22 protein-coding genes are annotated in these 25,037 nt (G+C 40.5%); 13 read left to right on the top strand and 9 right to left on the bottom strand.

Translation table 11 applies throughout. From position 1 onward, the window contains the following. Positions 1–37 precede the first annotated feature (37 nt). A complete protein-coding gene (locus H8B17_RS12135) occupies positions 38–1,222 on the top strand; it encodes a class I SAM-dependent methyltransferase (protein ID WP_190309414.1) in 1,185 nt (394 codons plus the stop codon). 8 nt (positions 1,223–1,230) lie between these two features. On the opposite strand, the gene H8B17_RS12130 is transcribed toward H8B17_RS12135, so the two are convergent. Genes H8B17_RS12130 through H8B17_RS12120 form a run of 3 tightly spaced genes read right to left on the bottom strand, consistent with a single transcriptional unit; the run spans position 1,231 to position 6,403 of the window. Beyond that, positions 1,231–3,312: a TonB-dependent receptor gene (locus tag H8B17_RS12130; protein WP_190309413.1), complete on the bottom strand. Its 2,082-nt coding sequence runs from the start codon at positions 3,310–3,312 to the stop codon at positions 1,231–1,233. 11 nt (positions 3,313–3,323) lie between these two features. Further along, positions 3,324–4,622: a BamA/TamA family outer membrane protein gene (locus H8B17_RS12125; RefSeq protein ID WP_190309412.1), complete on the bottom strand. Its 1,299-nt coding sequence runs from the start codon at positions 4,620–4,622 to the stop codon at positions 3,324–3,326. Between the two features lie 5 nt (positions 4,623–4,627). Beyond that, the gene (locus H8B17_RS12120; protein ID WP_190309411.1) at positions 4,628–6,403 is read right to left on the bottom strand and encodes an ABC transporter ATP-binding protein; all 1,776 of its coding nucleotides are present in this window, start codon (positions 6,401–6,403) and stop codon (positions 4,628–4,630) included. 182 nt (positions 6,404–6,585) lie between these two features. On the opposite strand from H8B17_RS12120, the gene H8B17_RS12115 reads away from it, so the two are divergent. The 7 genes from H8B17_RS12115 to H8B17_RS12085 all read left to right on the top strand — a co-directional run bounded on the left by H8B17_RS12115 (position 6,586) and on the right by H8B17_RS12085 (position 12,141). Then, on the top strand, positions 6,586–7,656 hold the full coding sequence (locus tag H8B17_RS12115; RefSeq protein ID WP_190309410.1) for a Leu/Phe/Val dehydrogenase: 1,071 nt from the start codon (positions 6,586–6,588) through the stop codon (positions 7,654–7,656). A 114-nt stretch (positions 7,657–7,770) separates the two neighbouring features. Further along, on the top strand, positions 7,771–8,685 hold the full coding sequence (gene nusB, locus H8B17_RS12110) for a transcription antitermination factor NusB (RefSeq protein ID WP_223816509.1): 915 nt from the start codon (positions 7,771–7,773) through the stop codon (positions 8,683–8,685). A 4-nt stretch (positions 8,686–8,689) separates the two neighbouring features. Continuing rightward, the gene (locus H8B17_RS12105; protein WP_190309408.1) at positions 8,690–9,121 is read left to right on the top strand and encodes a DUF1573 domain-containing protein; all 432 of its coding nucleotides are present in this window, start codon (positions 8,690–8,692) and stop codon (positions 9,119–9,121) included. Positions 9,122–9,187: 66 nt separating this feature from the next. Beyond that, positions 9,188–9,508: a preprotein translocase subunit YajC gene (yajC, locus tag H8B17_RS12100; RefSeq protein ID WP_148920823.1), complete on the top strand. Its 321-nt coding sequence runs from the start codon at positions 9,188–9,190 to the stop codon at positions 9,506–9,508. A 135-nt stretch (positions 9,509–9,643) separates the two neighbouring features. Next, positions 9,644–10,591: a CdaR family protein gene (locus H8B17_RS12095; protein ID WP_190309407.1), complete on the top strand. Its 948-nt coding sequence runs from the start codon at positions 9,644–9,646 to the stop codon at positions 10,589–10,591. 3 nt (positions 10,592–10,594) lie between these two features. Next, entirely contained in the window at positions 10,595–11,191 is a 597-nt protein-coding gene (gene coaE / locus H8B17_RS12090) for a dephospho-CoA kinase (RefSeq protein WP_190309406.1), read from the top strand. Further along, entirely contained in the window at positions 11,188–12,141 is a 954-nt protein-coding gene (locus tag H8B17_RS12085) for an MBL fold metallo-hydrolase (RefSeq protein WP_190309405.1), read from the top strand. The genes coaE and H8B17_RS12085 overlap by 4 nt, the downstream gene beginning before the upstream one ends. 226 nt (positions 12,142–12,367) lie before the next feature. Here H8B17_RS12085 and purH read toward each other — a convergent pair whose 3' ends face one another. From purH to H8B17_RS12055, 6 genes are all read right to left on the bottom strand, one after another. Beyond that, positions 12,368–13,894, bottom strand: coding sequence for a bifunctional phosphoribosylaminoimidazolecarboxamide formyltransferase/IMP cyclohydrolase (gene purH / locus H8B17_RS12080; protein WP_190309404.1), 1,527 nt, complete (start codon positions 13,892–13,894; stop codon positions 12,368–12,370). A gap of 124 nt (positions 13,895–14,018) precedes the next feature. Next, entirely contained in the window at positions 14,019–14,594 is a 576-nt protein-coding gene (gene purN / locus H8B17_RS12075; RefSeq protein ID WP_190309403.1) for a phosphoribosylglycinamide formyltransferase, read from the bottom strand. Between the two features lie 55 nt (positions 14,595–14,649). Then, entirely contained in the window at positions 14,650–16,092 is a 1,443-nt protein-coding gene (locus tag H8B17_RS12070; protein WP_190309402.1) for a serine hydrolase domain-containing protein, read from the bottom strand. Positions 16,093–16,117: 25 nt separating this feature from the next. Further along, positions 16,118–16,855, bottom strand: a complete 738-nt coding sequence (locus H8B17_RS12065; RefSeq protein WP_190309401.1) for a LytR/AlgR family response regulator transcription factor — start codon at positions 16,853–16,855, stop codon at positions 16,118–16,120. Beyond that, positions 16,848–17,885 (bottom strand): sensor histidine kinase, encoded by a 1,038-nt coding sequence (locus tag H8B17_RS12060; RefSeq protein WP_190309400.1) that lies wholly within the window; start codon positions 17,883–17,885, stop codon positions 16,848–16,850. Before H8B17_RS12060 ends, H8B17_RS12065 begins: the two co-directional genes overlap by 8 nt. Before the next feature lie 6 nt (positions 17,886–17,891). Then, positions 17,892–18,785, bottom strand: coding sequence for a LiaF transmembrane domain-containing protein (locus H8B17_RS12055; RefSeq protein WP_190309399.1), 894 nt, complete (start codon positions 18,783–18,785; stop codon positions 17,892–17,894). 242 nt (positions 18,786–19,027) lie between these two features. Between H8B17_RS12055 and H8B17_RS12050 the strand changes: the two genes are divergently transcribed. The 5 genes from H8B17_RS12050 (at position 19,028) to rseP (ending at position 25,036) form a co-directional block, all read left to right on the top strand. Further along, the gene (locus H8B17_RS12050; RefSeq protein WP_190309398.1) at positions 19,028–19,351 is read left to right on the top strand and encodes a DUF3276 family protein; all 324 of its coding nucleotides are present in this window, start codon (positions 19,028–19,030) and stop codon (positions 19,349–19,351) included. Positions 19,352–19,440: 89 nt separating this feature from the next. Then, a complete protein-coding gene (locus tag H8B17_RS12045) occupies positions 19,441–21,567 on the top strand; it encodes a S9 family peptidase (RefSeq protein WP_190309397.1) in 2,127 nt (708 codons plus the stop codon). Positions 21,568–21,747: 180 nt separating this feature from the next. Then, the gene (locus H8B17_RS12040; protein WP_190309396.1) at positions 21,748–22,539 is read left to right on the top strand and encodes a beta-carotene 15,15'-monooxygenase; all 792 of its coding nucleotides are present in this window, start codon (positions 21,748–21,750) and stop codon (positions 22,537–22,539) included. A 9-nt stretch (positions 22,540–22,548) separates the two neighbouring features. Then, positions 22,549–23,703, top strand: a complete 1,155-nt coding sequence (dxr, locus tag H8B17_RS12035; protein ID WP_223816508.1) for a 1-deoxy-D-xylulose-5-phosphate reductoisomerase — start codon at positions 22,549–22,551, stop codon at positions 23,701–23,703. Between the two features lie 13 nt (positions 23,704–23,716). Continuing rightward, positions 23,717–25,036, top strand: coding sequence for an RIP metalloprotease RseP (gene rseP, locus H8B17_RS12030; RefSeq protein WP_190309395.1), 1,320 nt, complete (start codon positions 23,717–23,719; stop codon positions 25,034–25,036). The last annotated feature ends 1 nt before the right edge of the window (position 25,037 follow it).

Raw genomic sequence — 25,037 nt, 5'->3', positions numbered from 1 at the left:
AAAGATACGATTTCTTTATATTCCCTATCTTTGCGTTATGGATAATTACGCCGCTTTTTTTGATAAAATTCGAGACTCTATTCAACAAGATGAGTTTATAAAGATTTCTCTGGGAGATTATAATGGCACCGAGTTGTACTTGAAAAACGTATATATTAAACCGGTTATCATAAAACGAGAGAAGAAGTTATCATTTGTTTTTCGTTATCATACGCAAGACATTACGCAGAATTTCGAGATACATACGGGGATTATGGAGATACAGGGGCTTTTGAAAGTCGAGGGATTTCGGGTGGCAACCTTATTTACAGAGACAGAAAATCTAGTATGCCAATTCACTAAAAAAGGGGTGTGGTCTCTTAGAAAAGAAAGTCCAACGGCTAAAAAACCAGTTGTTCTTATGCATGATAAACAAAAAGAACGAAGGTTAGATAGTACAGGCAAGGTGTATTTGCAAGAGTTAATGTTGACGGATCAAACGGGGAAAGTCTATAAAAAGGCACAAGATAAATGGAAGCAAATTAATCATTATATCGAAATATTAAGTTCCATATTACAACGCCTACCGCAGAAAGACACGTTGAATGTGGTCGATATGGGAGCAGGGAAAGGTTATTTGACCTTTGCTTTATATGATTATTTAGTTCACACACTCCATAAACGAACTTCCTTAGTAGGTGTTGAATATCGTAAAGATTTGGTAGAATTATGTAATCAGATTGCCGTCAAATCTAATTTCAAAGACCTACTTTTTATTCGAGGCGCAATAGAAGATTACCAACCCGAAAGTGATTTAGATATTTTGATAGCCTTGCATGCTTGTGATACGGCTACAGACGACGCTATTGCCAAAGGTATCAAGCATGGTGCGGATCTTATTGTAGTCGCACCATGTTGCCACAAACAAATCCGCCGGGAAATGGAAAAGAGCAAAACGAAAAACGAACTTGACCTCTTGTTAAAACACGGAATTTTTATGGAGCGCCAAGCGGAAATGGTAACCGATGGGATGCGGGCGTTGATTATGGAATATTTTGGGTACCAAACGAAAGTTTTTCAATTTGTATCGGATGCACATACACCTAAAAATGTGTTGGTGGTAGGAGAGAAAAAATCGGTCGATACACAAAAACAGCGAGAGATTCTGGAAAAAATAAAATCTACAAAAGCATATTTTGGTATCGGTTATCATTACCTGGAACGATTAATGAATATTGCATAATATGTATCTTATAAAATAATCTTCATTCCTCCATAATAATTTCGAGTAGGGGCGGGATTGAAAAACCGATCGCCATAAGCATTAATATCATTACCTAAGCTATACTGTTCGTTCAACAGGTTATCTACACCAGCAAAGAATTGTAGTTGTTGGTTGCTTTTCAGCTGCCAAATCCATGTTCCCTTCGCTTGTAGGAGATGGAACTTTTTGGAAAATACACTATTCGCATCATTTAGCGGCATGGCGGAGGTGAAATTATGAGAAAAGTTCAATCCAAATTGTTTTGGAAAGGCAATTAACAATGTATTTGTCCAAACCCAATCCGGAACCGCCGTTACTTTGTTATGAGAAAAATCATTACCCTCTACATTATATTTTCCGAAGCGATAATCATTATAAGAAACGCTCGAATGAAGGTTTATCGTTTGAACAAACCGTCCCGGTGTAGGGGCTAATAGGTATGCCCAAATAGCCGCTTCGATGCCTCTTTGTTTTATTTCCCCCGCATTGAGGTAATACTCTTCTCCATTATCGTTACGTTGTTCGACAATTCCTTGCTTTATTTTATAATCGTAGATGCTTAAATCTGCAATAAGTCGTCTACTAAAGGTTTCTAATCGGGCACCAAGTTCATAGTTCGTACCAGTTTCTGGACGTAATGAACTATTGATGATCCTATCGGAAGGTCGAACTTCCTCGTTGGTGGGGGGAGAATAACCCTTGGAAATAGAACCCCGAACAGCGAAGCGTTCTGTTATCAAATAAGAAGTTGCAAGTCGGGGCATCCAGATACCGCTAAATGTCATGTGGCCGATGGGATTTTCTATCTCCGGGTAGTGCTGTCGGTAGGTAAGTTTAGAATGGTTTAACCCTAAAGACCCCTCTATTGTCCAGTGCTGATATATTTTTGCCATAGCACGGTAAAAGAAGCTATATTGTGAATTGTTGAGATTATCGTGATCCTTTAAGTCGGTCGCGTTACCCTGCACGTTGCCATAGTTTTCAATCTCATTCCAACCCTTTTGTCCTTCGAAACCAAGCTGCATTTGCCATTCAAGTTTAGGATTGTCTGTATTTCTATAGGAAAAATAGGAGCGTAGCCCGAGGTTGTTTTCTTGCCGATATTCGTAATTGGTAATAAAGGGATTTTCGAAGTCGGTATTTGAACCGAATATACTGACGGTGTGTGATAACTTGTCATTCAGTTGTGCATGATGTGCTATACCTCCATAGAATGTCTTGTTGTAAATGCCGGCTTGTTGTTCTTTGGCGCTTGGATTTGGACCGGCAGCCGGGCGCGACATACGTGGATCTTCGTCCATCTGTGCTTGTGTTAGCCCACCCGGTGTACGATACCCCAAATCACTATACAAAGCAAAAAACCGAATTTCATTTTTAGGGGTATATTTCCAACGGTGCGCCGTTTGAAATGTTTTTTTGTTCAATGCCGTGTTATCACGGTACCCATCCGACCGGGTAAACGATTGGTCAAAAGAAAAACTGTAGTTATTATTGATCTTTTGTTGTATGGAGAGCTGTTCTTGAAATAAGCCAAATGATCCTCCACTTAATAAAACAGAACGACGATTTTCACGGATGTCGAAACCGTTAGGCTGTATGTTAATAACGCCACCTGAATTGGCCCCGTATAGCGAACCATCAGGTCCTTTAATAATATGTATTGCCTGTATAGCGGCGGGATCGAGGAGGTTTAAATAGGTGTTTCCCCCGGCGTCGGTCAGCGGGAAATCGTCTATATATATTTTGGTGTTTCTAATCCCGAAAGCAGACCGGATTAGACTTCCGCGCATGGCCAGACGGTAGCTCCCTGGCGAGCGTTCTTCCATACGAACTCCTGCTACGGTATTGATAGCAGAAAGTAAGGTGTTTGTTTGTTGCGCCTCTATCAGCCGCGGACTAATTGTTTGCGCAGCAGACGTCAATCCTAGAATAGGTTGTTGGTTGAAATAGGCGTTTACATGGATAGGATTAATTTCATGCTGATTCGATATGCTGTCGACTGCTTGACTCCAGACGATACCCGGTGTAGATAAAACGACTGTCAAGAGAAAAAAATTAAATTTCAGCATGTCTATATGATTTAAAAAGCTTCGTTTAACCCAAGAAATAAACCGCGTTGTCCGAATCTACCAAAAGCATAGTCAATGCATAGGTTTGTGCGTGTAGCTTTATTGAACAACACCCGTAACCCCGCACCACCTCCTGGCTGCCATTGCTGGAAAAGCTTGGTTCCTAAACGATCGTTGGCCGTTTGAACATTGCCGAAGACGACACCACTTAAGAATTGATTGCGTAGAATTGGAAAGCGATATTCTACCTCAGAATAGAAGAAAGAGTTTCCTTTGAAATAACCGTTGGTATATCCCCGACCAGTACGTGCGAATGCATCTTTTCCGGTGCCAGGAAGATCGAGATAAGCTAAATTACCGCCTATGTTATAGGATCCCCAATGCCAGAACCCCAATACATGATTGGGACGAACGGAAGAAAGCGGCCAGTATTTGCGAAAGTCTGTTTGTAGCTGATATGCATTTTGTGCACTTCCCATCCATGTTTGGCTCATGCGTAAGACGATATCCGTGTAAATTCCCTTATATGCACTATTTGGGTTATCACGGGTCATATATTGCCAGTTAAACATCAGCCCATTGTTGTTATATTTATGTGCATTATAGTTGGTTAAATCACTATAGACATCTAAAGGGGTATATTCGTGGTCGCCTAACGTATATATGTTGCGCTTCAGTTCAATAAATGCGCCTGCTCCTACGAACATACCGGGAAGAAGATTCTTATATATGCGTTCGTTAAAGCTATAGACAGTATATTGATTGACATAACGTTTTCGTTCGGGATTATTCAAGGTCTCCTCCTGCACAATATCCGTAGGTATATTATTTCCTATGCCCATTCCGTAATCTAAACCTACGGCCTTAGCAACGAAAACAGCACCTTTTAAATTCCATTTATTTTTTGGTGTGTATGTGTCGTGCATCAAGTAACCCACAATAATACCCCGTGTCGTATAGTTTAATGCTGTAGCAAAAGTGGACATCGTGGTATTTTCCGGGTCGCCAACATACACACCACCAACCACTTTGGCTCCGATTTGAAAACCAATGCTGGGGTTATAGTTGACGTTAGGAAGAATGGAAATTCCGGAACGTTTTTTAGAAACCTTGGTTGTTGTATCATGACGAATAAATCGCCCGATATCTTTTATACCATCACTGATGTCATATAAATGAGAGAAATTGCGTACCGTTGTGTCTTGAGCTTTTTGTGTGCCGACCGTATCTTTCCATACAATTTGTTGGGCAAACAGGCCGGAGGAGCAAAAGGTAATCAGGTAGAATAATAGGAGAGCTCTTTGATACATGGGATTTATTCGGTTTCAAGTAGTTGTTTTTCATGCAGTTCAAAATATGCTCCTTCTAATGCTAATAGTTCATCGTGTGTTCCTTGTTCCATGATTCGACCTTCCTCCAGTACGATAATATGATCAGCGTTTTTTATCGTGGAGATGCGATGAGCAATGAAAATGGTCGTTTTATTTTGCATAATACGGCTCAGGTTGTGGAGTATTTCTTCTTCCGTCTTGGTATCGACCGCTGAAAGACAATCGTCAAAAATAAGTATTTGAGGATCTTTTACGAGTGCACGTGCGATAGAAACCCGTTGTTTCTGACCACCAGATAACGTAAGACCACGTTCGCCTATGGAAGTTTGGAAGCCATTTTCAAAATGTACGATGTTCTCATAAACAGCCGCGTCTTTTGCAGCTTGTTCAACTTTATCCATTTCGAGGGTATCCAAACCAAAAGCAATGTTATTAGCTATGGTATCTGAAAAGAGGAATACCTGTTGTGGAACAAAACCGATCTGAGAACGCAACGTGTTCATCTTGATGTTTTTTAACGGTAATCCGTCATAATAAATATGGCCATGATCAGCATCATAGGTCCGTAACAGCAGGTTTGCTAATGTAGATTTTCCCGATCCGGTTTTCCCGATAATGGCCAGGGTTTGTCCCCGTTTTATCTCAAATGATAGGTTGTCTATGGCTTTGATCCCCGTTTCTGGGTAAGTGAACGAAAGGTTTTTTACGGTTATATTACCTTGGAGAACGCTGTTTTCCTGTCCATCTTTTATATCCGAGCTGGTTTTTAAAAATTCATTGATTCTTTTTTGAGAGGCGGCAGCACGTTGGAAAAGTGAGGTGACCCACGCCAAGGACATAGCAGGAAAAGTAAGTTGATTGACGTATAGGATAAATTCCGCGATATTTCCAGCAGTAATTGTCCCGTTTTTCACTTCGATACCTCCAACGTAGACCGTCACGATTGTACTAAAACCAACGAGGAAGATGATTAATGGAAAGAATATCGCTTGTACGCGGACCAGGTCGAGTGAAACTTTATTGTACAAATTGCTTTCATCCTCAAATACGTCCATTTTTTGCTTTTCACGTGTATAGGTTTTGATGACGCGTATTCCCGAAAATGTTTCCTGCACAAAGGAAGAGAGTACCGATAGTTGTCGTTGTATTCTTTCGCTCCGTTGATTAATGACCCTATTGATAAACAGAATAAGTGCAGACAGGATGGGGATGGGTAGCAACGAATAGGTGGCGAGTTTTGGGTTTACATTATACATCGCGTATATAATCATGATAGAAAGTACCACGGTATTGATGGCGTACATAATAGCCGGCCCCAGATAGTTTCTCACCTGATTAACATCTTCCGTAGCACGGTTCATCATGTCTCCCGTATTATTTCTTCGGAAAAAAGAAAAGTCTAACGCTTGGTAATGATTGTAAATTTCATTTTTGAGGTCGTATTCGATATGACGTGATGTCAGAATGATCGTTTGCCGCATAAAGAATAAAAAGATACCGCGCAATAGCGAAAGGGCTAAGACTACAAAACCAAAAAAAAGCAAACTGCTGCCGAATACTTGGTATACTAAATCTTGTCTGTCAAAACCATCATAAAGCCTATAAAGATCGATGTTTTCCTTCACCAGGTCGAATGCTTCTCGGATAACGACCGCAGGGAGGATGCCAAAGTAGTTAGATATAATGACAAATACGACACCTGGTATGAGTTTCCAACGGTATTTGTAAAAGTATTTATTAAGATAAGCCAACTCCTTCATTGGAAACAAACCTACGTAAATTCACCATTATACGCAATATAATTGCGTTGTAATATAAAGCGAATTTTGTAGCACGCCTTATCCACTTCGATTTTTTATAGAGGAAGTGTAAGGCTAAAATTTGAAAAAATATTCCCTACTTTTGCAGAAGCAAAAAGAATATACAGGTATTAAAGCATGTTATGGAAGTGAATAATTCTTCTGTTTTCGATAAGATGGCAATTTCTCGTCATCAAAATTTATTTTTCTGCCAGGATAAGGCGGTCGGATTACAAGCTATTGTGGCTATTCATGATACGACATTAGGTCCGGCGATTGGAGGGGTACGCATGTTGCCGTATGAATCGCTTTCCGATGCGGTAGATGACGCGTTGCGTCTATCGGAAGCGATTACGCATAAAGCTTCTCTGGCGGGTCTTAATTTGGGTGGAGGAAGTGCCATTATTATAGGTAACCACCGGACCGATAAAACAGAGGTGCTCATGCGCCGATTCGGAAAATTTGTGGAAGGACTCAATGGAAATTTTATTGCCTCTACGGATGTTGGTACGACGCAGCATGACTTGGAATATATGTTGTCTGAGACAAGTTATGTAGCCGGTTTACCAGCTTCTTTAAACGGAGGAGGCGATACAACACTTTTTGCGGCACGAGGTGTATTTTATGGTATTAAGGCGGCTATTAAAGAATTGTATGGTGATGACGGATTGGCCGGACGTAAAATTGCTGTTCAGGGTGTAGGAAGCGTAGGGGAGCAACTAGTAAGTATGTTGCGTGCGGAAAATGCACGGGTATATGTATCGGATATGACGGAAGAGCGCAAGATGAAAATTGCCGCTAAATATAAAGCGGAACCGATCACCTATTCGACGAGCTTTGAATTGGATGCTGACGTATATGCACCGTGTGCGTTGGGTGGAACTGTGAATCCGGAGACTGTTCCGCGTATGCGTTGCCGGATTATTGCCGGATCTGCCAACAATCAATTGAAAGAAGCAGCAGAAACGAATAGGCTGCTTAAAGAACGGGATATTTTATATACACCAGATTTTTTAATTAATTCAGGGGCGTTAATTAGTTGTTATTCCGAGCTTGAAGGATATGGCAATGAGCGTACGGAAGCCTTGATAAAAAATATCTACGGGGCGACCCGTCATGTTATTCAAAAATCCGTCAAAGACAACATTACCACATACGAAGCTGCTAAACAATTAGCAGAAAAGCGTATATTTGACATCAAGAAAATTAAATGATCGTGTGCGCACGGTTAACGAATAAATAGTAAAAGTATAATACGTTCTTATTTTATATACAATCGTTCTTTAAATTAAATTATGCTTAATAGAAGGCACCTTAGGGTGAAAGTTATGCAGACGCTGTACGCGTTTAGTTTGTCACAGGATAAACAGGTGAGAGATTTTGAAAAAGCACTACTGACGAGTGTTGATGAAGTTAATCAAATGTATATTTGGACACTGAATCTTCTCGACGAAGTTGCCGAATATGTATTGGTTGATGCGGAGGGAAGGGCCAATAAGTTTTTACCGACAGAAGCAGATAAAATCTATACGACAAAATTAAATAGCAATAGTTTTATTGAATCACTGCGGCAAAATCGAAGCTATTTGGAAAAGGTGAAGAAATATAGCGTTTCTTGGACATTTGATCCTGAAATAGTACGTTCCATCTTTGCACAATTGAAGGGCTCACCAGAATATATGGCTTATTTGCGGCAAGAAGATAGATCCATTGCGGTCGAGAAAGATATTATCAAGTTTATTTTTAAGAAGATAATATTGAAATCGCCTGATATTGACCAAGTTTTCGACGCAAAATTTATCAATTGGCAGGTAGACAAAGAAGTATTGCAGGCGATGATAGCCAAGACATTCAAGAATTTTAGTAGTGAAAACCCGAGCCAAAATAAATTAGCAGAATTGACACCCAATTGGGAAGAGGATGGCGAGTTTATTGTGGAACTGTTAAAGCAAACTATTCGATATGGTGATGAATATCAACAGTTTATTTCGGTTAAAACGAAGAACTGGGAAGCTGATCGTATTGCGTTGGTGGATACGCTATTGATGCGTATGGCAATTTGCGAATTAATTAATTTTCCAACCATTCCAGTGAAAGTTACCATTAATGAGTATATAGAGCTTTCGAAAGCGTTCAGTACATCGAAAAGTAATACATTTATTAATGGTATACTGGATAAGATATTAGCAGAACTGACAGAAAAAGGACGTATTCAAAAAACAGGTAGAGGACTTAAAGATTAATAGGATGAATATATTGAAATCATTTTTTATATGTTTTGCATTCGCTGCGTTGGTTTCTTGTGGAAATGCAGGAAATAAAGAAGAGCAGGCAACAGACACGACTGCAAGTGACCTTGTGCAAGGAGGAAAAATCGAGTTTGAGGAATCGGTTTATGACTTTGGCGAGATAAAAGAGGGTGAAGTTGTCGATCATGTATATACCTACACCAATACGGGAACGGCACCGATAATTTTGTCGCAGGTTTCTGCATCTTGCGGATGTACGACACCTTCGTACACACAAACGCCCGTACTGCCGGGGAAATCTGGTGAGGTAAAGGTAAGCTTTGATAGCAATGGACAGGTAGGTAAACAGCAAAAAATTGTGACCATATCGTCTAATGCGGAAAACCGTGTGACAACGGTACAGTTGAAGGGAGAGGTCTTGTCAAAGTAGACATGCCTTGGCTTTCGTCAATAATTAAACGATTTTAACTCTGTAACTTTTAATTTTATATATAATATGATAACAACGTTATTACAAGCTGCACCAGGAGGAGGGGGATTGATGAGCTTTCTACCTATGATTCTGATTGTGGTCGTATTTTATTTCTTTATGATCAGACCACAAATGAAGAAACAAAAAGACCATAAGAAATATATTGAGGAACTAGGCGTGAACTCAAAAATTGTAACTACGGCAGGAATCCACGGTCGTATTGTGGAGGTTAGCGAGACGACTTTTCTTGTGGATGTCGGTTCAGGCGTGAAAATACGGTTTGATAAATCTGCCGTTGCATTAGATGCTTCGAGAGCAGCTAACGGTGAAACCGTCAAGAAATAAGACAATAGGACTTATGTAATAAAGCGATCTGAATACAGGTCGCTTTTTTTATTCCACGAAGTGTTTAGCCTTTCTTATAAAATAGCGGAGATTCATAGATAAAAAGGACAATTAAAAATTACTATTTTTGTGGTTATGGCACAACCCCGAATTACAAAGGCAAGACGACGAAAAATTGCAATATTTTTGCGATGCTTGGGGCTTTCTTTTGTTGCTTGGTTGTTGTTCGCCGTTTCTACAGAGCAGATATATCGTATTGACGCTGGAATTTCCTATGTTAATGTTCCAGAAAATAAGGCCTTTCATCCGTTGCAGTCAGATACTGTCAATATCCGGATGAGAATGAGTGGCTGGAAGATGTTCTTGAAGAAACTCTACCCCGATACGCCGCATATTCAAGTGGATTTAAATGGGTTGAGGACAAGAAATTATATTGTTTTTTCGAATCAATTGGGATACATTAATCGACAGTTTCCAATCGATAACCAAGTGATTGGCGTGTCACCGGATACGTTGTATTTCGACTTTTCGAAACAGACCCAACGAAAAGTGCCTATCCGTCCACTATATGATATACAGTTTAAGAAGCAATATGGGATTATTGGCGATACACGAGCCAATCCTGAATATGTTACCGTGACGGGGCCTTTAGAAGACGTTGCCAATATAGATTATTTGGAAACAGACACGATTCGTGGTACAGAGGTTGCCACCGACATTCGGACGATCGCCTATTTAAATAAACACCAAAAAAATAACATTACGATTTATCCTACCTTCTCGGAAATAACTATCCCCGTAGGAGAGATTACAGAAAAAGTGATTGAGCTGCCGTTAAAAATGGAGAACGCTTCGAGGTATACTTCTGTTCGCACCTTGCCGAGCAAGATTAAAGTTACGTTTCTTGTATCGTTGCAGGATTATAATAATTGGTCATCACGGGACTTTGAAGCGATTGTCGATATAGAAAATTGGGAGAAGAATAAAGTACAGAATCTACCTGTTATCTTAACGAAAGTTCCGGAACATTGTCATGTTATCAGTATAGAACCACAAAATGTTGATTTTTTTGTAAGAAGATAATTTATGGGAATGAAAATTGGTATTACAGGTGGCATAGGTTCGGGAAAGAGCTACGTGGCAAGGGTTTTTAAAGCATTGGGTGTGCCGTTTTATGACGCAGATAGGGAAGCGAAAGAGCTGATGAATAGCAGTTCAGCCATACGAGAAGCATTAACCCATGAATTTGGAACGGAGGTTTATAATCAAGAGGGAGATCTGAACCGTTCTTATCTGGCCTCACAGGTATTTCTAGATCAAGATAAATTGGACAAACTGAATGCTATTGTACACCCGATTGTTATTCAGCATGGGGAAGATTGGGCATTGTCACAGACTTTTCCGTACACCTTAAAAGAAGCGGCATTGCTCTTTGAAAGTGGATCCTATAAAAAACTGGATTATACCATTTTGGTGACGGCACCGCTGGAAATTCGAATTACACGTGTGATGCAACGAGATGCCATGACCAGAGAAGAAGTGCTGAACCGCGTAGATAAACAGATGTCCGACGAAGAAAAGCTAAAGCTTGCGGATTTTACGATCCTAAACGATGGCGTACACGCATTACTTCCACAGATATTACCACTACATAAACACTTTCTAGAAGGGCTAAAAGCATGAGTGAGATTCTGGAAGATTTTCTTATAAAAGATGATATCGGCTATTATTGTCGGTACGGCGATTTTTATATCGATGCGCTATATCCTGCTGCAAAAAATATTATATCCCATGCGCATGGCGACCATGCGACTACCGGGCATCAGAAGATGTATGCCACCGCCGCCACATTTGCATTTATGAAAAATAAGTTTCCGAAAATCCCAGAAATGGCGCTTAACACTGTCGCCTTTGGAGATGTATTTACATTGGGGAATGTGGATATCACTTTTTTTCCCGCAGGTCATATATTAGGGTCTGCTCAAGTTTTGATGACGTATCAAGGAGTGAAGTATTTGTATACCGGAGACTATAAATTGCAGGAAGACGCAACTTGTGAACGATTGGTATTGGTCCAGGCAGATGTTCTTATTACAGAATCGACTTTTGCCAACCCCACGGTATCCCATCCCGATGTTAAGAATGAAATATTGAAGTTAAAGGACAAACCAAGCAATATTATGCTGGGTTGCTATACATTAGGTAAAGCACAACGACTAACGGCATTGATAAATGATTTGCTTCCCGAAAGGGAAGTATTGGTGCATCATAATATGTCTGCTGTTCATAAACTATATAATGAGTGGGGATATAAACCACTTCGTTATTCCTTATATAATCGCAAAGCGATGAAAGATGGGCACACAAATAAGATCTATTTGGTGCCACCGCTGACATTTAACAGCTATTTCAAAGCGAAGAATGTATTGAAGGCATTTGCTTCTGGTTGGGAACGTTTGCAAAAACAAAACGATATCACACTCTACATTTCGGATCATGTCGATTGGGAAGATATCTTGTGGTATGTAGAACAGGTACATCCCCGGGAGATATGGACCATTCACGGCGATGGTCGTTCATTAAAAAAACATTTCGAGGGCATACTTACTGTCCGGGATATACTATCCGCTTGAAAAAGACGGCATTTTTCTTGTAGTGTTATGAAAACGGAAAAACGACATACACATGAACAAGTTTTTTAAAACAATAATCGCAGGTTGGGGAGCTAAGAAATTAGGTCTTGGATGTTTCGGGACGATCATCGCCTTTATTATTATCTATTGGCTTTTGGGATACCTATAAAAGAAAAGAGAGCAAAGGCTGTCTTTGCTCTCTTTTCTTTTATCCTTTTCTATCATTTTAATGCTTAAAATGTCTGACACCCGTGATGACCATCGCTACACGCTTTTCGTTGGCCATATCGATAGATAACTGGTCTTTAATCGAACCGCCTGGCTGTAACACAGCCGATACACCTGCATCGCCTGCTATTTCGACACAGTCTGGGAATGGGAAAAAAGCATCGGAAGCCATTACACTTCCTTTTATATCAAAACCAAACGATTGCGCCTTCTCAATTGCTTGTTTCAACGCATCTACACGTGATGTTTGCCCGACGCCCGAAGCAACCAGGGTATTATTCTTTGCAAAAACGATCGTATTCGATTTGGTATGCTTTACAATCTTATTCGCGAAGAATAGGTCGCTTAATTGTTCTGCTGTTGGTTTAACCTCCGTGACCGTTGTCATAGCTTCAGGCCCTTCTACGGTGTGGTCTTTATCTTGTAGTATCACTCCGTTCAATAATGTTTTGAATTGCTCATGAGGTAATTGAACTTCTTTTCGTTTTAAAATGATACGATTTTTCTTTGTCGTCAACACGGCCAAGGCGTCTTCGGTATAGGAAGGGGCGATAAGTACTTCAAAGAAAAGGTTGTTGATTTCTTCGGCTGTTTCCTTATCAATCTCTCCGTTGGTAATTAATACACCCCCAAATGCCGATACAGGGTCACACGCCAATGCATCTATCCATGCCTGCTTAATTGTAGGACGCGAAGCCACACCGCAAGCATTGGTATGTTTTAAAATCGCAAATGTCGGATCGTTAAATTCGTTAATAATGGCAACAGCAGCGTCCACATCCACTAAATTGTTGTAAGAAAGTTCCTTTCCATTCAATTTATCGAACATAGCGTCCAGGTCGCCGAAGAAAGTCCCTTTCTGATGAGGATTTTCTCCATAGCGCAATGCTTGTGCTTTTTGAACCGATTGCTTGAAAACAGAAAGTGGTTCGGTCTGATTGAAATAATTGAAAATTGCCGTATCGTAGTGGGAAGAAGTGTTAAACGCACGTTTCGCAAATTCTTTACGCTGTTCCAGTGTCGTTTGGCCTTCTTGTGCGGCCAACATCCCCTCAAGCTCTTGGTAATCACTTTTAGACGAGATAATAACCACGTCATTAAAGTTTTTTGCTGCAGCGCGAATTAAAGAAATACCTCCAATATCGATCTTTTCAATAATATCTTGTTCTGCAGCGCCAGAAGCTACCGTTTCTTCGAATGGATATAGATCTACAATGACAAGGTCAATTTCTGGAATTTCAAATTGTGTCAATTGTTCTTGGTCACCGGTTAATGGCCGACGCGCTAATATGCCTCCAAATATTTTAGGATGTAGCGTTTTTACACGACCACCGAGAATAGAAGGGTAGCTGGTCAAATCTTCGACCGCAACAACGTCGATTCCCTGTTCCCGGATAAATGCTTCCGTACCACCTGTCGAATAGAACGTGACTCCGTATTTGTTTAGTAATTTAATGAGGGGGGCTAAGTTGTCTTTATAGTATACAGACACCAAGGCATTTTTAATCTTAACAGGATGATTCATACGTATAACATTGTTTTTTTAAGCCATATGGCATGTCCAGATTATACGCGCTAACATTTGCGCAGCAAACATGGATATTTCATTGCCTTATTTTTGGAGTGACAAAGATAAGAATTTATTAGGCTTAATTATATTTCTTCAATAGATTCTCGATGATTTTGGGGAAATATTGATGCTCTAACTGCTGTCCTTTAAACTTGATAACTTCTAAACTATCTTCTGGCTCGATCTTAAATTTCGCCTGGTGTATAATTTCACCTTCATCGAAATTTTCATTTACGAAATGTATCGTGATACCGTGTTCTTCCTCTCCCGCTTCGAGAACAGCGTTATGCACACGATCTCCATACATTCCTTTTCCTCCATACTTCGGTAGTAAAGCCGGATGGATATTGATGATTTTATTTGGATAAGCCTTTAGCAGATTTTCAGGAACCAGCCATAGAAAACCGGCTAAAACAATGATATCTATTTCTAAACGTTTTAAAATATCCACGATTTCTTCTGTTTCGTAGAAGGCTTGCTTATCAAAAATATGCGTCGGGATTTCGAAATTGTCAGCACGTTGCAGAACATAGGCTTCCGCATTATTGCTTAGTACCAAAGCTACTTCGGCCAGATTGGAATACTTGAAATGCTCCATAATCTTTTGTGCATTTGAACCCGAGCCGGAAGCAAAAATAGCAATGCGTTTTTTCACGATAATGTTTCTTTTATGTTGTAAAGTTGAATTTTACCCAAACTTAGCTAATTTTTTATTCTGCTAATAATTTCTCCATGATTTCTGTACTGATTGGGTTCACACTTTCAGCGGCATTCGATAAAATAACGACTGCTGATTTGGTGTCAGGGGAGAAGCCAATGAAAGAACTGCTACCAGCGGTCCCTCCCGTATGATGAAAATATATGATGCCATCCAGCATATTCATATGCCAAGCTAACCCTATATCCATGTTGTCCGGCGTGAAAAACGTAAATTGCCTTGTTAGGGCCATCGCTTTTTGTAGATCGTTTTCTGGCATTTTAAATTGTTCGACGGTAAACAACATCAGTTCTCTGATATTGGATTTAAGACCGCCCGAAGCCACCATCGTTTCCCAATGCCATAACGGTGTAACATTTCCTTCTTTGTCTAAACCGGGAAGAATTTCCTCCTGTTTCTTTTCATCGGGTCTATCCGTCGTATTCGTGAGCTGTAGCGGAGCAAACACTGTCTCCTGTAAAGATTGCATATAAGGTTTCTGGTTTACAACAGTAATCAATTGACCTAATAAGCCGTAACCCAGATTGCTGTATTCATATTCCTCGCCCGGCTCACGTGACGATTGGTAATTTTTTAGAGCACTGAAAAGTGCTTTTTGATCATAGGCTGCAAATGGGTCCTTGGGATTGAATCCTGCGATACGGTTCCAGTTTTCGGCCATTCGGGGCAGTCCGGAAGTATGGTTCGCTAACGTTTTAAATGTCATGCCGTTCAAAGATGGCGTGGACGCTACGGAATCGGGAAGAAAGGTTGTTATAGTGTCATCCAGTTGGATGATATCTTTTGCGACTAGATCGGCTAGCAGTGTGGCTGTGAATACTTTCGTAATCGACCCTATTTCATATAACGTGTTTTCCGTCGGAAGCGTGTTGTTCCCTTGCTGTGTTTCACCGTATAGAAATGTTTTATATTTATTTTGATGAAAAACGGCGATAGCTAACGACTGTGTTTCGCCTTTTTTAATATAGCTGTTCGCAACCGAATCGATAAAAAAGTCCAGCGGTGTTTCTGTTTCGACCTGACTGATTACCTCTTCCTTTTCAGGCTTTTTAACTTTTTTGGTGTTTTTATCCGCGGCCATAAAAGCTAGCGTGGTATAGTGGTAGCTACTATCAACAGCCAGCTTGGCGAGCAATTGATGCTCGTCCGCAAAATATACGCGGTAAGTAGCTGTCTGACCTTTAAAATCCTCTACTTCTACATCGGTTATTTTGCCCAACTGATAAAGATTCTGCAACATAAAGGATAGTTGGTCCTCCGAAACCTGATCTTTAAAGTTATCGGAAGCTAAATTGTAAACGGAATCTGTCATCTGGGTATTGATGAAAAACTCTATTTTATTGAAAACGGCTCGATTGGCCTCCTCTACCTTCGTTTGCCCAGATCCCGTTAGCGCAATACACACAAACAGTAAGAAAAATAATATGCGAATCATGTCGCAAAATTACACAAACTAATGTTTACAAGCCAATTATTTGTTTTAAACGAGCGTACCCAGATTTACTAATGTTGATTTTTTCACCAGTCAGCAAGGTGGCAATGTAGCTTTCTTTTTCCATCGGTTCAATTTTGGCAAGTTGATCTACTTTGGCGATAAATGAACGATGCACGCGAACAAATTGTTTGGGATCTAGTTGTTTCTCGAACGAACTCATCGTTTTGTTCTTGAGAAACATGCCATCCTTTGTGTGAATTTTGACGTAGTCGTCGTATGCTTCCAAGAATACAACCTGCTGTATGGGGATAATTTTAATTTGCGAGCCATTTTTAACGACAATGCGTTCTAACGTTTCCTCGTCTTGAACCGCCTGTATTTTTGCCGATGCCTCTTTCGGCATATTGCCCTGAAAGTTATTTCTAAATTTGGTTAACGCTTGCTCAAACCGCACCTTGCTGATCGGTTTTAACAGGTAATCTACGGCATTTTTCTCAAAAGCTTTAATAGCAAATTCATCAAAAGCGGTTGTAAAGATGACGTTTGGCATTTCATCCAGGATCTCCAACATTTCGAATCCAGTCAGTTTCGGCATTTGAATGTCCAAAAAGATGAGATCAGGGTGCATTTGTTGAATCATTTTTGCACCTTCAAAACCATCCCCACATTCGGCAACTATCTGTATATCTTGATAGGATTGTAAGTATTCCGCGATAACCATGCGGGCTAAGGGTTCGTCGTCTATAATGATCGTCTTAATCATATTGTGGGATTTTTAAGATAGAAGTAAATGTATTTTTATAAATAGAAGTTTCTAGTAAGTCTGTACGACTATACAAAAGAAAGAGTCGGCGCTGAATGCTGGAAAGTCCGAATCCGGTACCTTTTCGGCTTTCAAACTGGTCGGCATCAAATGGATTGGTAATCGCAATATACAACGTGTAGTTTTCGATACGGATATCGATGGTAATTTCTACTTCCCCAATCACATTATATAAACCAAATTTAATGGCATTTTCCAGAATGGGCTGGATAATCATCGAGGGTAATTTAGCCTGATTTGCTTCTTTTTGTAAATGAAAAGTTGTCGTTAAGCGATGTCCGAATCTTACTTTTTCTATATCAAGATAGAGGCTCAAATGTGCAATTTCGTCGGCGAGCGGGATTAACTGTTTGTCATCTTTCCGCATCGTTCCACGTAAAAAATCAGAGAGTTGAAATGTCATATTGCGAGCTTCATCCGGCTTGATGCCGATAAGGGCGATGATAGAATTAAGGCTGTTGAACAAAAAATGGGGTTGAAGCTGCTGACGTAGATTATATAGTTCTGCATCGCGCAAAATCCGCTCTGACTCGTCCTTTCTCTTTTCGTTTTCCTCATATTCTTCCTGAATGTTCCAAAAAACATTGATAATCGTTACGCAGAGTAGTAACAGAAAGTTGATGATAAAGCGGTAGGGTAAGATTTCATAGAAATGGGGAAGCGAAATATCGTCAAAGAATTGGTTTAAAAAGAATATGGAAAGCCCTATACTCACGACGGTTAACGCCAAACAAATCAATATGATTTTCACATATTGATTTTTGCGAGGTAAATAGAATTGAAGTGTGCTGTATATCAGGTAACAACAAATCGTTATGGAGAGTGCACCAATCAGCGGTTCATAAGGGGATACCGACTTGGGACTAAGGTCCCACCATAGTAAAAAGTAAGAAACAGCAAAGTATAAGATGCATATCGTCCATGCACTAACATGTATTAAACGGTTTTTTGTAGTTAGTTTGAAGGTCATCGTGCATTAACTGTTTTTTATCGTGATACTCCCAAATAACGAAGTGCCCGTGATGTATAAACACTTGTTTTGGTCCTTCACATTGGTGAGAATAGCACGGCGGTCGTCATTTTCGCTCAAAATCGATGAGGCAGTTGTGGCTACTATCCAGTGCGGAGGCACGATAATTTTCGTGCTGCCAAATAACTGAAAGACATCTAATGCTATCGGCTGCTTGATGTCGGCCTGCAACAAATTGATCTCAATACTTCCGAAAAGATTGGTCATGTTGCCGCCGAGAAAATTCTTTGAAAAAACAATCTTCTTAGCATACCCAAATATAGATTCTACTTTGATGTAGTTCTCACCCTCATACGTATATGTTCTTCTTGTTTGTTGTGCATCACCAGTATACGCATCACGTGGCTGTTCAAAGGAAGACTTGTAGGCATCTGTAGGGTCGTTCGCAATATCCACGCGCTTATCCCAGTCAAATTCATCTTTATCGGCATTCAATGGTTTATCGGTGCCCGATGGTGTGTGTGGCGGAATAGGTGGGGTGTTTTGATTACGGTTCCGTACAATAAAATAAATACCTATTGTAATCGCGAGGATCGGGAATACGACGCCCCAGAAAGGGAGATCTATTATTCTCTTGATAAAAAACAATCCCCCTATGGCAATTAAGATGATAGCAGATTTCTTCTCAAATTGAGAATTCACGCCAATCACAATTCCAATGATAATTAAAATCATTTCCCAACCAAAGATGTTCCGCGGAAACGGAAACCCCAAGTCCAAATTACGCATGAGGAGCGCGGTGCCTAGGAATACGATCGCAAACCCAACAATATTCGCGCTTTTATTGTTTCCACGAGGCGGGATAGGAGGCGGTGTTTTATGATCTTTTTCTCTTTCCATTACTACTTGTATTTTTATGTTTGATTCAAAAGTAGTGCAATACTTAATAATACGTTAGCCAAAATAGGCAATACAACGCACTTTTTCGGTAAACGCCGTTCTTTTTTCGGCGAAAACGCCATCACTTGTCAGCCGGCTGCGTCAAAAATAAACGGATATTTTTAATTAAATTTGGAAACATGAAATTAATTATTATATATTTATAGCGGAAAAGGATTTAAACTTAAATACTTACATTACTAATGGGAGATTTTGAAAACAAAGAGCGTGAAGAAGTATTTTCAAAAAAGGTGAGGGCGGGAAAGCGTACTTATTTTTTTGATGTAAAGGCAACTCGTTCTAACGATTATTATGTAACCATCACGGAAAGCAAAAAGCGTTTTGAAGATGGGCAATTTATTAAGCACAAGATTTTCTTATACAAAGAAGATTTTGAGAAGTTTGCTGAAGGATTGACAGAGGTGGTGGACTATATCAAGGCTAACCAAGATGTTGTTGAAAAACGCTATGAACCGAATCAAGATGACTCAGCTGAATATGCACAGAAGGACAATTATTCCTTCTAATTGCATCCGAAACTAAACATATAAAGCCACTACAAAGTGGCTTTTTTTCGTTATATTATTATTAATTTCGTGGCATATCAATGTCGATTATGCATAAAGTGATACTGAATTCGTTTGTAATCGTTGGACTTTTGTTCCTTACGCCTTTACAAGCTCAAAAAAAAGAACTTAGTTTTGCGCAGGCCTGGGGACAGGAAGCGTCGGTCACCCAACCAATTAATCAATATATCGGTTGGGCAGATAATGATCATTATATCGAACGGGATAGGACCGATGGTAGACGCTATCAAGTACATGTGAAGACCAATGAACGTACCTACTATATGCCTCCTGTTCAATCCGATACAGAGGTATCGATTAAGAATAAAGATATTTATATCCGTTACGGAAATGATCCAGAGAGACGCTTAACGCAATCCCCTGATGTAGAAGAAAAGAATCCCACATTGTCTCCGGACGGAAAATATGTCGCGTTCACGCGAGACAACGATTTATATAGTGTGAAAATAGAAGACGGGAGCGAAGTACGTTACACCTCAGATGGCACCAATGTTATTTACAACGGCTGGTCTTCTTGGGTATATTATGAAGAAATTTTGGGACGAGCCACAAATTACAAAGCATTTTGGTGGTCGCCGGACAGTAAGCAACTGGCTTTTATGCGTTTTGATGATACGCAGGTGCCTATGTTTCCCATTTATGTCTCCAAAGGGCAGCACGGGTATTTGGAAGAAACACGTTATCCAAAAGCGGGAGACCCTAATCCCGAAGTAAAGGTAGGTTTTGTGCAAGTGGAAGGATCCCCGGTCATTTGGGCTGATTTTAACGAGAAAGATGATCAATATTTTGGAGAGCCCTATTGGAGTTTTGATAGTCAGTCCATTATGGTACAGTGGATGAATCGGGATCAGACGAATCTGAAATTTTATTCGGTAAATCCTAATGATGGCAGTAAGCACGAAATATACGATGAAAAGCAATCGACTTGGATCAATCTTGATCACAGTGAGCGCATCACCTATCTGGCGGATAATAAACATTATATTCTGAAATCGGACCGGACCGGTTGGGCGCACTATTACCTCTATACGCTGGATGGGAAGTTGGTTAACCCGTTGACGTCAGGCGACTGGCAGGTGACGTCGTTGGAACTTGTAGACGAAAAAAATAACGTTGTGTATTTTACAGCACGGAAGGAAAATTCGGCGACCGTCGACTTATATCGTGTTAATTATTCGGGAAAAGGACTTAAACGCTTGACATTTGGAGACTACACACATCAAGTGGAAGTTTCTCCAGATGGTAAATATTTTATAACCAACTACTCCAATGTCTCTACGCCAAATAAAGTCGCGTTGATTGATAATGCGGGTAAACTGGTAAGCGAATTGGCCGATAGCAGGTCAGCAGATTTTGAAAATTACAATATTGGAAAAACCGAATATTTTACGATCCCCTCGGACGATGAAAAATTTGATTTGCCTGTTATCGTAACTTACCCGGTAGATTTTGACAAAAGCAAGGTTTATCCCGTGATTATGAGTATTTATGGCGGCCCAGATGCTGGCAGCGTAAAAAACACTTGGAAAGGCACATCCAACCAATATTGGGCAAAAGAGGGTGTTATCCAGATTACCTGTGATCACCGTGCTTCTGGACATCACGGCAAACAAGGCGTAGCGTGGATGCATAGAAATTTGGGCAAATGGGAGATGGTCGATTATATTACGGTGGCTAAGTGGTTAAAAGCAAAATCGTGGGTGGCCGACGATAAGCTATTGATCACGGGGCATAGCTACGGCGGTTACCTGACCTGCCTGGCGTTGACGAAAGGTGCCGATTATTTTGATTATGGTATTGCGGGCGCACCGGTTACGGGTTGGGAACTATATGATACACACTATACCGAGCGATGGATGGATACGCCCCAGGATAATCCGCAAGGTTATCACGAAGGATCGGTGCTGACGTATGTAGATCAGTACAAAGGGATGCTGCGAATAATGCATGGTGATATGGACGATAATGTGCATATGCAGAATACCATACAATTGATTGATGCACTAACAGACAGGTCCGTTCCCTTTGAGCTGATGATTTATCCGGGGAGCCGTCACGGATTTGCACGTTCAAAAAACGCGTATGATTTTAAAGAACGGGTTCGTTTTTATTATCAATACCTTCTGGAAAAAGCGGTGCCTGAAGATTTTAAATAGCGGTATTTTATAGTCTTGCGTAATGCATTGTATTCGTATGCAAAGATGCCTTGCTCCGAATCGTTTATTCGTTAAGTATGATGCGTTTTTGTTTATTTTTAAAGGCATACATGAACGCATTTAAAATTCCGTTCGTGAATGCAGGGCAATTTATTTAGGTTTGCATAATTATTTGTCAACATGTTACAATATTTAAAGCAAAGCACCTTTAAGGCGAACGAAGTTTTTTTGAAGGCGATAAGTATATTGAAAGGCCATTACTTTTCAATTGCAGGACTTTGTTTTTTATTATTTATCACATCCAGCTTATCATCTTACTTAGCATTTACATTGGCAGACGCAAGCGGAGATATTTTAAAAGGGTTGATGTGTTTTATCTTTGTAACGTTGTTTTTCGGTACGCAACTCGTGCTGATAAAAAGAGCTCTCTTGCTTGCAAGGGGTGTCGAGCATGCAGATTTTAAAGATTATATTCCTACAGCAAAGCAATTTGTAAACTTTCTGATGGGCTTTATACTATATTCTTTTCTATTGGGTATAGTCTATTTACTTTCTTCCGTGATTAGTTTTCCACTGTTGTATCTAGGAGCAGATATGGAAACACTGAGTATGGAGGTTAATCCGTTTCTTACAGGATTGATTATGATGTTTGTGTTGCTTCGAATTACTTTTTTTCCGTTTTTTATCGTAGATAAAAAGCACAATCTTTTTCGTGCCTGTCGATTGAGTATAGCGTTGACGAAGGGTAACGTCATCAACTTGTTGCTGCTGATGTTGGTGGTTGGAACAGCCTATATACTGCAGGTTTCGTTTGAATATTTAGGTTATTTTATTATAGCCAAAATCTTTAGTGTGATCAATACGTTTGTGATTATCCCATCGGTTAGTTTGGTTATGGCAACCGCGTATCATAATATGATGAAAGATTATAAAGGTGGAGACGATCCACAATTATTAAAAAATATAATTTAAATACGCATTTTGAAGAAGAAAAGTATTGCCATATTAGGTTCTACGGGGAGTGTAGGTACGCAAGCCTTGGAGGTAATAAGGGCATTTCCAGAGTTGTTGGAGGTTTCGGTATTGACCGCGAGTGCGAATGCTGATCTGCTGATTGCCCAGGCGCAGGAATTTAAACCTAAAGCGGTGGTGATCGTCTGCGAGGATAGATATATACAGGTGAAAAGTGCGCTGGAAAATTTGGAGATAGCGGTACTATCGGGAGAGAGTGGCTTGGAGGAAGTTGTGGAATACGACGAAATTGATGTGGTTCTCAATGCGATCGTGGGATCGGCAGGTCTACTGCCTACGGTGAAGGCAATAGAGGCAGGGAAGGATATTGCTTTGGCAAACAAAGAAACATTGGTCGTAGCCGGTGCACTAATGATGGATCTGGTTCGCCGATATGACGTGGCAATGTTGCCTGTAGATTCTGAACATTCTGCTATATTTCAGTGTTTGGTAGGGGAACAGGCCAATCCGTTAGAAAAAATATATCTGACCGCGTCCGGTGGACCGTTTCGGGGAAAAGACCGAGATTTTTTGACCACTGTAACAAAACAACAAGCATTGAAGCATCCAAACTGGGTGATGGGAGCGAAGATAACGATAGATTCTGCATCCTTAATGAATAAAGGATTAGAAGTTATTGAGGCAAGATGGCTGTTTGATCTAAACGTTGAGCAGATTGATGTGGTTGTACATCCGCAATCTATTATACATTCGGTGGTGCAATTTCAAGATGGCTCCATGAAAGCACAGATGGGATTACCGGATATGAAACTGCCGATTCAGAATGCCTTGACATATCCGTATCGCCAACCAAATTCGCTGGAACGTTTTGACTTTATGAATTACGCTTCTTTGACGTTTGAAGAGGCGGATAGGGATACTTTTCGTAATTTGGAGCTCGCCTATCAATCGCTGAGGGATGGCGGAGATCGCCCCTGTGTATTGAATGCGGCTAACGAAGTCGCTGTAGCGGCGTTCTTGGCAGATGAGATTTCTTTTTTAGGGATGAGTGATTTGATCGAAGCGACAATGTGTCAGCAAAAGAAGATTGAAACCCCCTCTTTCGAGGATTTGTTGGCCATAGATGCGGAGACGCGTATTGTGGCACGAAGTTTAGTGAAATAAGAAAAACAAATAAATGGGAACATTGGTAATGATTGGACAGGTGATTTTAGGCCTGTCGATTTTGATAATATTGCACGAGCTAGGACATTTTCTGGCCGCAAGAGCATTTGGCATTAAAGTGGAGAAGTTCTACCTTTTCTTCGACGCGTGGGGCGTCAAACTTTTTAAGTTTAATTATAAGGGCTGTGAGTACGGAATAGGCTGGCTACCATTAGGGGGGTATGTGAAGATCGCGGGAATGATTGACGAATCTATGGATACGGAACAACTGAAACAAGAGCCTCAACCTTGGGAGTTTCGTTCCAAACCAGCATGGCAGCGTCTTATTGTGATGTTGGGGGGGATTATTGTGAATGTTATTGTGGGAATTGTTGTCTTTTGGATGTTAGCGTTTGCATACGGCGATAGTGATGTCGATAACAGCAAATTGGCGTACGGTGTAGCTCCAGGTATTATTGGTAAAGAAATTGGTATTCAGGCAGGAGATAGGATTTTAACGGTCAATGGTACGCCCGCGGTTGCATTCAATACAGATGTATTGGGGGCAGAAGTCATGATGGGTGGAGCAGTTCTGACAATAGAAAGAGAGGGTGAGCAGCGAGAAATTAGGGTGCCTTCAGATATCTTAAATAAGGTGGCCGATCATAAAGCGTTGGGATTTGCGGAACCTCGTCGCAAAATGAAAAGCGTTGGCAAAATAGAGAAAGGTTCGGAGGCTGAGCGCATGCAGTTTCAGGTGGGAGATAGTATTTTGTCTGTAAACGGTACACCAACCGTATTTTTTGATCAATTTTCGGACGAAATTAAGGAAAATGTTAATAAGCCGGTAAACATTAGCGTTATGCGAGACGGACAGGAATTGACCTTGGCAGGTCGGGTAGATTCTACCGCAACAGTTGGTGTTTCACTGATTACAGAAGATTTGCCTATCATTGCACATACATACGGCTTCTTAGAATCCTTACCTATCGGAACAAAGCGCGCTTTCGAAGTGATTACGGTTAACATTAAAGGATTCGGTAAGATTTTTAAAGGCGACGTGCGTGCAGATAAAGCTTTATCGGGACCTGTAGGAATTGCGAAAATGTTTGGTACCGAGGTGAATTGGCTAAGATTTTGGAGCTTAGTAGGGATGCTTTCCATGGCCTTGGCTTTTATGAACCTACTTCCCATACCTGCTTTAGATGGAGGGCACGTGCTATTTTTGCTCGTGGAGATGATTCAAGGTAAACCATTAAGTGATAACTTCCTTGAGAAAGCCCAAATGGTCGGCTTCTTTATCCTCATCGCCTTGATGCTTTTTACGCTTGGCAATGATATTATAAAATGGTAAA

It is taken from the genome of Sphingobacterium arenae, assembly GCF_014692505.1.
In the GTDB taxonomy this organism is placed as follows: domain Bacteria; phylum Bacteroidota; class Bacteroidia; order Sphingobacteriales; family Sphingobacteriaceae; genus Sphingobacterium; species Sphingobacterium arenae.
The sequence above is the reverse complement of the archived record's forward strand: the minus strand, read 5'-3'. Positions and strand labels throughout refer to the sequence as shown.